At 66.6% G+C, this 2,499-nt stretch carries 3 protein-coding genes; 2 read left to right on the top strand and 1 reads right to left on the bottom strand.

Features of this window, described 5'->3' with window-relative positions; genetic code table 11:
- Positions 1-94 precede the first annotated feature (94 nt).
- Positions 95-574, bottom strand: coding sequence for a hypothetical protein (locus ACFTZB_RS45030; RefSeq protein WP_378442411.1), 480 nt, complete (start codon positions 572-574; stop codon positions 95-97).
- A gap of 256 nt (positions 575-830) precedes the next feature.
- Here ACFTZB_RS45030 and ACFTZB_RS45025 point away from each other — a divergent pair, with 256 nt between their 5' ends.
- Both ACFTZB_RS45025 and ACFTZB_RS45020 read left to right on the top strand, forming a co-directional pair.
- Positions 831-995, top strand: a complete 165-nt coding sequence (locus ACFTZB_RS45025; protein ID WP_378442409.1) for a hypothetical protein — start codon at positions 831-833, stop codon at positions 993-995.
- Between the two features lie 417 nt (positions 996-1,412).
- Complete coding sequence (locus tag ACFTZB_RS45020) at positions 1,413-2,396, top strand: DUF4192 domain-containing protein (protein ID WP_378442407.1); 984 nt, start codon at positions 1,413-1,415, stop codon at positions 2,394-2,396.
- Positions 2,397-2,499 lie beyond the last annotated feature (103 nt).

The raw sequence follows: 2,499 nt of genomic DNA, 5'->3' as shown, positions 1-2,499 counted from the left end.
TCGACTAACGCCCATCGAGTATGAGACGCTCCATCAGGCCGCACACGCGGCCTGAACTGCACACCCCGAGTGTCAACCACGGTGGGGGCAGTCCCTACTTGACATCAGTCCACTGATTGGACTTAGCGACCCTTCGACTGCGGCGTTCGAGCAGTACACGCAGAACGGTCGAGCGAAGCTCTTCTTTTGCATTCTCGTAAGGAGGCGAGCGGAGGACAGAGCACAGCAGATCGGCGCATACCTGCCGTTCGTCGTCCTTATTGATCGCATGCCAGTCGTCGGCAAGCGAGGCAATCCCATATGCACCAGCGAGCCGAATAGCGGAAGAACTGTGCCCGAGCTGTTCTGCGCAGGCTGTGTACCTGTCACGTAGGTTTCTCTCGCGGCCGGTCTCGTACTCGCGGTTGTCGGTTGTCTCCTTGTGGGCGTGCTCTGCCTCTTTGAGCGTATTGGCTCGATCGAGTGCCTTCTGGCGTCTATAGGCGAGCACAGCGGCCGGCACCGCGACGGATCCCGCCACGATTAATCCGACCGACCGAGCGATTCCGGATAGATCCGCATTGACGACTGCCACACCGTGAGGCGTCACGAGCTCGGCGAGAATGTAAGTGCCTGCGCTGGCGGCCGCAAGCGTGCCGACGCCTAGACCGACGAGTGTTATGCCACGGGGCCCCACTTGGGGAGGGGGCAGTGCAGGAGACGCGTCCGGACGGGAAGACTGGGTGGTCACCTGCATGTATCTACACGACCGCAACTCGCAACCGATACCAGCCCCTCTATCCGGCGTTGTTCAGAATGGTGTTGGCGTCGCCAGCTCGCCGCACAGCTGCATGAGACGATCACAGACCGACCCGATCGAGGGCCCACGCAGCCCGAGCCGATCACCCGCCATCGGTGCCGAGACCGCACACACAGTGCTCGCGACCGTGCACACCCTCGCCGCCGCTCTCGAAACCCAGACCGAGAGCACCGCAGGCGACACCTCCGCCGCCTGACACGCCACGACACCAAGGCCCCGAACCGTCCGGTTCGGGGCCTCTTCGTGTGCGGGCCGCCTTGGGTAGGCAGCAGCGGTTTGGGTGGCACCTCCCCTGCGGTCCGGTGGAGGCCACCTGCGGTGTCCCCTGAATCGAGCTCCGCTGCGCTCCGCCCTGGAGAAAGAACATCGTTCTTTTGACCTGCTGGCCTGGGCGATCCTGATCGACGGCGGCCGGGGAACAACCCCTGGCGGCTGCGCCGGCCTGCGGCTCCGAACAAGTTTCCGCGACTCGCAGGCTCCCCGCGAAAACTTCTCCGGCCCAGGGGTTGCACCCCGTCCTGATACCGCCGATCCGACTCTCCCTTGCCAGCAGGGCAAAAAGAACGGGCAGGGACTTCGGTTCGGCCCACCGACACCTCCAAGGAGCGTTTTGATGATCCGTCTTTCCACCGCCACCGATGTTCTCGCCGCGATCCCCGCGTTGCTGGGATTCGTGCCGGTGCAATCCATCGTGGCGATCCTGGTCGGCGAGTCCGACACCGACAATGCCCCCCGAGTCATCCTCGCGGCGCGCTACGACGCCGACACGGACGTTGCGTCCGTCGCCTATCAGCTGTGCGGGATCGCCGTCCGCGAGCAGGCCACCGGCGCGGTCCTGACCGCCGTCGTCGGCGGACCGGGCGCGTCCGCAGCACTCGACAACATGGCCATGCTCGGTGACGGTCTCGAGGCACACGGCACGCGCGTGATGATGTCGCTGCACACCGCCGAACTCATCGAGGGTTCCCAGTGGGTCAACCTCGAGACACTCGAACGCGGCGCGGTCCCGGACCCGAGTACGTCCGCCGTTGCCGCCACCATGGTCGCCGAGGGCCGCAGCATCGAGACCACCCGGGCCGCGATCGCCGCCCGCTACGGCATCGCCGCCGAAGCCGACGCCCGCCCCGCACGTGAGGCGTTCCGCGACCAGGGCCACGACTTCCCCCGCGCCACCATCACCGAACTCGCTGCCGTGGCCCGCAGTCGGGAAGTCCCGAGCGCCGACCTCGCCGCCCGCGTCGGAATGGTCGCCGCCGCCAGCCCGCAGCTGCGGGATGCGTTGCTCTCGCTCGCCCACTACGGAGCGGCCGAGGCACACGCCGCGATGCTGCTGGTGGCAAACCAGTTACGCGGTGCCGCCCGCGTGCAGACCCTCACCGCCACCGGACTGTTCGCCTACCTCGACGGGCGCGGCGCAGAAGCGGGCATCGCGTTCGACATCGCCCGCGAGACCGCCGACACCGCCCCGGAGGCCGACACCGGACTGCTCGACCTGCTCGACGTCGCCGTACAGAACGGCATCCACCCGCACGCGATCGCGGAGCTGGTGACCATCGGCGTCGACGTTGCACAGAAGTTGGGTGTCGAGTTCGACTGACACCGACAAACAAACGGCGCGCCCCCGAACTCCCTAGGTTCGGGGGTGCGCCTCCGGTGAGCGTAGAGGGTGTTCGGGCATCGAGCCCCAACACCCAGTCACA

The sequence above is a fragment of the Rhodococcus sp. NPDC057014 genome (assembly GCF_042673295.1).
Taxonomy (GTDB): domain Bacteria; phylum Actinomycetota; class Actinomycetes; order Mycobacteriales; family Mycobacteriaceae; genus Rhodococcus_F.
Note: the sequence above shows the minus strand (reverse complement) of the source record. Positions and strands in the feature narration are given on the sequence as shown.

Bases quoted from the DNA above. Each gene is read 5' to 3' on its own strand.
- ACFTZB_RS45025 (WP_378442409.1), top strand. From the start codon at position 831: ATGAGACGATCACAGACCGACCCGATCGAGGGCCCACGCAGCCCGAGC.
- ACFTZB_RS45020 (WP_378442407.1), top strand. From the start codon at position 1,413: ATGATCCGTCTTTCCACCGCCACCGATGTTCTCGCCGCGATCCCCGCG.